This window comes from Pedobacter anseongensis, assembly GCF_037482965.1.
In the GTDB taxonomy this organism is placed as follows: Bacteria; Bacteroidota; Bacteroidia; order Sphingobacteriales; family Sphingobacteriaceae; genus Pedobacter; species Pedobacter anseongensis.
On sequence record NZ_JBBHKB010000002.1, the window covers coordinates 836,588 to 843,720 of the forward strand.

The 7,133-nt window shown below is 39.2% G+C and carries 3 protein-coding genes; all 3 read left to right on the forward strand.

All coding sequences use genetic code 11. The features are described from left to right. Positions 1-13 precede the first annotated feature (13 nt). The 3 genes from WG904_RS10815 to WG904_RS10825 all read left to right on the forward strand — a co-directional run bounded on the left by WG904_RS10815 (position 14) and on the right by WG904_RS10825 (position 6,893). On the forward strand, positions 14-889 hold the full coding sequence (locus WG904_RS10815; RefSeq protein ID WP_339579326.1) for an SDR family oxidoreductase: 876 nt from the start codon (positions 14-16) through the stop codon (positions 887-889). Between the two features lie 95 nt (positions 890-984). Beyond that, entirely contained in the window at positions 985-3,774 is a 2,790-nt protein-coding gene (locus WG904_RS10820; protein WP_339579327.1) for a hypothetical protein, read from the forward strand. A gap of 260 nt (positions 3,775-4,034) precedes the next feature. Then, the gene (locus WG904_RS10825; RefSeq protein WP_339579328.1) at positions 4,035-6,893 is read left to right on the forward strand and encodes a hypothetical protein; all 2,859 of its coding nucleotides are present in this window, start codon (positions 4,035-4,037) and stop codon (positions 6,891-6,893) included. Positions 6,894-7,133 lie beyond the last annotated feature (240 nt).

The following is a 7,133-nucleotide window of genomic DNA, read 5'->3' on the forward strand; positions in this document are numbered from 1 at the left end:
ACCAACCAACTCAATGTACAACGAACCGATGTTAAAAGACAACGCTTTAAAAGGCAAAACCATAGTCGTAACTGGCGGTGGTACGGGCCTAGGCAAAGCAATGGGAACCTATTTTCTAAAACTTGGTGCCAATTTAGTCATCACCAGCAGAAAATTAGAAGTGATCCAAAAAACGGCCGATGAAATGATGTCTGCAACAGGTGGACAAGTTTTAGCCGTTGCTTGCGACGTTAGAGACCCCGAACAAGTGGAAAATGTATTAGCAAAAACCATCGAGAAATTTGGTAAAGTAGATGGCTTGGTAAACAATGCAGCAGGAAATTTTATTTCTCCAACAGAGCGCTTATCGGCAAATGCCTTTTCTAGCATTATCGATATTGTACTAAAAGGATCGGTAAATTGTACTTTAGCATTTGGAAAACATTGGATTGCCGCAAAACAACAGGCAAGTGTTTTAAATATCGTAACTACCTACGCCTTTACGGGCTCTGCCTACGTAGTTCCGTCGGCGTGCGCTAAAGGTGGTGTTTTGGCATTAACGCGCTCCTTGGCCGTAGAATGGGGCAAATATGGCATCCGAACCAATGCCATTGCTCCAGGACCATTTCCCACTAAAGGGGCGTGGGATCGGTTATTACCGGGTGATTTAGCAGAAAAATTCGATTTCAAAAAACGAGTACCCCTTAAACGTGTTGGCGAAAATCAAGAGTTGGCTAATCTGGCTGCATTTTTAATTAGCGATTTTTCAGGATACATCAACGGCGAAGTGATTACTATTGATGGTGGCGAATGGTTACAGGGCGCGGGCCAAATGAACGGACTTGAAGCCATTCCCACCGAGATGTGGGATATGTTAGAACAAATGACAAGGTCGGCAAAAGGCAGTTAACTAAACATTTCGTTAAAAATTAACTAAATATTTCGTTAGTTTTTGTTTTTTTTGTGAATTAATTGTTATTTTTAATTCACACAAATGAAAACCACATGAAATCAAGCATTTACCTATGCCTAATCCTTATCGCTTCATCCTTCAAGATAAATGCGCAAACCAATTCTTTGGTTCAAAAAATTGATAATTACCAAAAGATTTTCCCTAAAGAAATAATTTATTTATCCTTTGATAAACCTAACTACAAAGCGGGTGATACCCTTTGGTTTAAGAGTTTTTTGCTAAATGCCGACCATACTGCCAGTCTAAGAACAGATAAAATATATGTAGAACTCTTCAATGATAGCAGCCAATTTGTTGGAGGTAGAGCTATTGCACTCAACTACGGCCTTGGCTATGGAGATTTTGCCCTTAAAAAGGATCTTCCAAATGGCACCTATACCATAAGGGCGTACAGTAATTGGCAGCAGAACTTCGAAAGTGATTATTTCTTCCAGAAGAGTTTTAGCATCGGCAATGTAGGAGAACATACTTGGCTACTCAATGCTTACCAAAAAGTGAAAACGATTAACAAAAAACAAGTTTTGGATCTGAAAGTTAGGCTTTCGAATATGCAAAATGAATCTGCCGGACTTCGAGATGTAGAAATCTATTTAATGGATAATAGAAACATCCTTACAAAAGCCGAATTTCAGACTTCTCAAAACGGGCTTATTGAAACACAGATTCCTCTACCCGACTTTACAGCAAATAGCAATTACAGCCTTTACTTTGTCGATAAAAAAGACAAGAACAAAAAGGCCACCTTGCCCATTATACTTGATGAAGTAGATAAGCTAGACCTTCAATTTATGCCAGAAGGCGGTTATATGGTAAATGGAATTTATGGCAGAGTAGCATTTAAAGCCATTGGAGCTAACGGGGTGGGCGTTAAGATAAGTGGAAAAGTGATCAACAGCAAAAACGAAACCGTTGCCCATTTAAGTACTACGCATAACGGAATGGGTAGTTTTTACCTTCTTCCACAAAAAGACGAAACCTATGCGGTAAGCTACACCTTTAATGGGAAAAAAGAAGAGCGTGTAGATTTACCTGCCCAAAAAAATGAAGGCACTACCCTAAGGATAGATCATTTGTCTAAACCCGATTCGCTCCTAATCTATGTTAAAGCAAGCGAATCTAAAAGAGAAGAGCAAAATTATCAGCTTATTGCGCAAACTACAGGAGGATATACATCAACCCTGCCCGTTAATTTGAAGAATGGGTTTGCTACATTTAAATTGCCTAAAAACAACTATCCAGATGGCATTGTACATTTTACACTTTTCTCACCAAAAGAAGAAGCGCTGAATGAACGTCAGGCTTTTTTAAACTTCAACAAGAAACTAGCTATTCAAGTGAAGACAGAAAATGATGAATACAACCCGAGAGATAGTATCGCATTAACCCTTTCTGCATTTGCAGAAAATGCATTGCCTGTAAGTAGCACATTTAGCATTTCGGTTACCGACGATCAGCAGGTTAAGCAAAACACAAATGACAACACGATCTTAAGCTATTTCTTACTGCAAAGCGAAATTAAGGGAAATATCGAAGATGCGGCTTGGTATTTTGACCATCCTGATTCAGCTAAATTTTCAGCTCTAGACCATCTACTATTAACCCAAGGTTGGGTGGGCTATAAGTGGAATGATATCCTAAAAACAAAATCAACCCCCGCTTTTAAAGCAGAAAAAGGTAATTTAATTGAAGGGAAGGTATTGGGTTTTCTCAACAAGCCACTTCCTAACATGAACCTTAAATTATTGGCCTTGGGCAAAACGATGTATGTGGCTGATACGGTAACGAATAAAGAAGGAAAATTCCTTTTCAAGGATCTCCCAATTTTAGATAGCGTGGCGTATTCTATTAAAATCAAGAACGCAAAGGGCAATACAACAGATGCAACCATCATTGTCGACGAATTTACGGCGGCGAAAGATAACATCACATTTAAACCCCTAACGCCTTGGTACGTAAATTCAGATAGCACTACGTTATTGAACTACTTTAAATTGGCCAATCAACGAAAACTACTAGATCAATCGAGCCCCAAAATGGATGGGAATATGCTGAAAGAAGTGGAAATACAAAGCAAGGCCAGGGAAAGTGAATTTGTTTCTAAAACGGCTTGGGATGCTAGATTTTATAAAAAAATAAGCAAAGAAGAACTTGAAAAAAATCCAAGAAAAAAATTAATCGACTTACTAAAAGAGCAACTTCCAGGCTTTGGAATAGGCGTTTCATGGAGTTCTTCTTGCGTAGGGAGATATACCGCACACAAGTTTTATAATTATGTAGTTGGGAGTAGGCTAGTTTCTCATGTAATGATTGATAAGGTCAACACGCACATGGTTGCTACAGGCATAGACGATAACTTTAATCAAGACATGAAACAAAGAAGTATGACCGATTCAATTCCTGATGTATTTCCTATCAATCAATTCATATTCACCACCTTAAACGCCGAAGATGTTGTAGACATTGTGGTATATAAGGGTTGCTCTTATTTCTATTTAGACATCACCACCCGTAGCGGAAAAGGCCCTTGGATTGCTCCTGCTAAAGGAATATATGTGCATAAACCCTTGCCTATATATATGGCAAAGGAATTTTATAGTCCAAAATATAGTGTTACTAATCATTCGTCAACCCCAGATTTACGTTCAACGCTATTTTGGGATGCCAATGTGGTAGCAGATGAAAACGGCAAAGCTAAACTATCTTTTTATGCGGCAGATAAACCCGGCACCTATACCATAAGGGTCGAAGGTACAGACATGTTGGGACGGTTTGGATATTATAAGGGTAAGATAACGATTAAAAATAAAACGGAATCGAAATGATTTTAATATCATGCGTCATTGCGAGGAGGAACGACGAAGCAATCTACTTGCTCAAATTCACGAGGAGATTGCTTCGTACCTCGCAATGACGGTGCAAAAACAACTTAATTCGTCATATCGAGCGAGCGCAACATCGTCATATCGAGCGAGCGACAAAGGAGCGACGAGATATCTATAGGCGTATTCCAATAGCTCTCCTTGCGTCGAGGTGACGAAAGAGCGTTCGAGGTGACGCTTAAAACAAGAAAAAAAATTAACCTATGAAAAAGCTCTTCATCTATGTATTGCTCTGCTGTTTATCTTATGGCTTAAAAGCCCAGCAGAAAACCACGGTATCTGATAAAATCGAAGCCTACAACAGTGCCTTCCCAAAAGAAAAACTATACCTTTCTTTTGATAAACCTTATTACAATACAGGCGACACCCTTTGGTTTAAAAGTGTGCTACTCGAATCAAATCACACCATAAATAACCGCACAGATAAAATCTATGTTGAACTTTTTAACGACAGTAGCGAGGTTGTAGACAAAAGGGCAATTTCATTAAACAATGGCTTAGGTTATGGCGATTTCACCTTAAAAAAATTAACTGAAGGAACATATACCATCAGGGCATATAGCAATTGGCAACAGAACTTTGGAAACGATTATTTTTTTCAAAAAAGCATCTATATCGGCAATGTTGGTAATCATACCCTACTTGTCGATTCGTATCAAAAATTGAACACTTCAACTACAAAAAGAACTTTAGACCTTAAAATCAGGCTTACGAACATCAAAAATGAGGCCGCTGGTCTACGAGATGTTGAAGTGTATTTAATGAAAGACAAAGATAGAATAATGCGAGCCGACCTTCAAACTAGTCAAGCCGGACTCATTGAAACACAAATCCCACTAGGCGATAACAAGATTACCGGGAATTACAGTTTTTATATTATCGATAAGAAAGATAGAAACAGAAAAGCCGTGGTACCTATATTATTGCAAGACATTGATGAGATAGATTTACAATTTATGCCCGAAGGCGGATATATGGTAAATGGCATTTATGGAAAGGTAGCTTTTAAAGCCCTCGGAGCAGATGGCCTGGGCAAAAATGTTAAGTTTAAGATTATAAATACTAAAAATGAAGTGCTCACTGAAGCGGCAAGTTTACACAGGGGAATGGGTAGTTTCTACCTACTCCCACAAAAAGGCGAAAATTATGCTGCCATTTTCACGCTTAATGGGAAAGAACAAAAACTAATGCTTCCAAGTGCCAAAGATGAGGGTACCACATTAAAAATCGATCATTTATCTAAACCTGATTCTTTGCTTATTTATATCAAGGCCAGCGAAACCAAAAGAATCGACCAACCCTATCAGCTAGTTGCGCAAGCAGCAGATGAAAATATAATGACCATTGCAATAAATCTAAAAAATGGTTTTTCTAACTTAAAGCTCGCCAAAAGCAATTTCCCCGATGGGATTATCCACTTCACCCTATTTTCTCCTGAGCAATTGCCATTGAACGAACGTCAGGCTTTTATTAATCACAAACAAAAAATTAAGCTGACACTACAGACAGCTCAACATACCTTTCAGCCGAGAGATAGCATCTCGATCGAGATCAGTGCAAGCAAAGAAGATGGATCGCCATTGAGCGGCACCTTTGCCTTATCGGTAACGGATAACACACAGGTAAAGCAAACTGAAAACGAAAACAATATGGCTAGCTACTTTTTGCTACAGAGTAATTTAAAAGGGAATATTGAAGAAGCGTATTGGTATTTTACTAATGAAGAACCATCAACTTCAGCAGCGCTAGACCAGCTGCTATTAACGCAATCTTGGGTGGGTTACCAGTGGAAGGAAATCTTAAAACCCCTAGAAACCCCTAAATTTAAGGCCGAAAAAGGAAATTTAATCGAAGGAAAGGTAACCGGACTGCTCAACAAACCCATGCCAAACATCGATTTAAAATTACTTTCGCTCGGCAAGAGTATTTTCTTTGCCGATACCCTTACCAATGCCGAAGGCAAGTTTACGTTCAAGAACATCCCTTTTTTGGATAGCGCGGCATACAGCATCAAAATTAAAAATGCAAAGGGTAAAACGGCAGGCGGCGTGATTAGTGTTGATGAATTTATGCCATCAAAAGAACTGGTAAATGCTATCTCCATTAAGCCTTGGTATGTAAATGCTGATAGCATTTCTTTAAATTATTTTAAGACCGTAGAAAAGCAGAAAAAACCGATCGATACAGCGCAACTGAAACTCGAAGGTAATAAACTCAAAGAAGTGGAGATTATGGGCAACATAAAAGAAAAGAATTTCATCCAAAAGACGGCCTGGGACGCAACCTTATTTAAAAAAATAACGGAAGAAGAACTTAAGAAAAAACCTAGGCAAACCTTATTTGATCTTTTGTACGAGCGAATAGACGGATTTACTACTGGCAGTTTTTACGCCGATGGTTGTTTTGGCACAGAAGCATGGGGATTGGATGAAGTAACTGGAAAACCCTTCCCTCCGGCCGGAAAACCCCGTAATCATAGGTCGCCCACTTATATGATCGGACAAAAACCAATCGCTATTGTAACCATCGATAAAATTAACACCGTTATAGTGGAAGGGCGGGAGGAGGCTTATCAGGGTAGTTCGGCTGGAAACTTAACAAATATGTATAACGTAAGTACATCTAATGCATTGCCTGATTTTATGCACCCTACAAATACCTATATTTTTAATGCCTTAAGTGCTGAGGATATTAAAGACATTACCGTTTACAAAGGATGCAACTCTTTTTTTCTAGACATCACTACACGTAGTGGAAAAGGGCCGTGGATAGCCCCCACGAAGGGTGGATATGTCTATCGGCCGCAGCCATCATATGTGCCGAAAGAATTTTACTCACCAAAATATGGTGTAAATAAAAGCTTAGGCTTGCCCGATTTACGCTCCACCATTTTTTGGGATGCCAACGTAGTAACCGACGAAAACGGAAAAGCTAAGCTGTCATTTTATGCGGCAGATTTACCGGGTTCATACACCATAAAAATTGAAGGAACTGATTTGCAAGGCAGATTTGGCTATCAGAAAAGCACAATAACGATTAAAAATAAAACGGAATCGAAATAAGTTAAATAGCGCGTCATTGCGAGGAGGAACCAAACAACCGTCATTGCGAGGTACGAAGCAATCTCTTAGAGAATTAAGTAAGAGATTGCTTCGTACCTCGCAATGACGGTGCAAAAACAACTTAATTCGTCATATCGAGTGAGCGCAACATCGTCATATCGAGCGAGCGACAAAGGAGCGACGAGATATCTATAGGCGTATTCCAATAGACCTCTCTGTTCGTCAAGGTGACGAAAGAAC

Excerpts from the sequence above, each read along its gene's own strand:
- WG904_RS10820 (WP_339579327.1), top strand. The coding sequence starts at position 985 with ATGAAATCAAGCATTTACCTATGCCTAATCCTTATCGCTTCATCCTTC.
- WG904_RS10815 (WP_339579326.1), top strand. The coding sequence starts at position 14 with ATGTACAACGAACCGATGTTAAAAGACAACGCTTTAAAAGGCAAAACC.
- WG904_RS10825 (WP_339579328.1), top strand. The coding sequence starts at position 4,035 with ATGAAAAAGCTCTTCATCTATGTATTGCTCTGCTGTTTATCTTATGGC.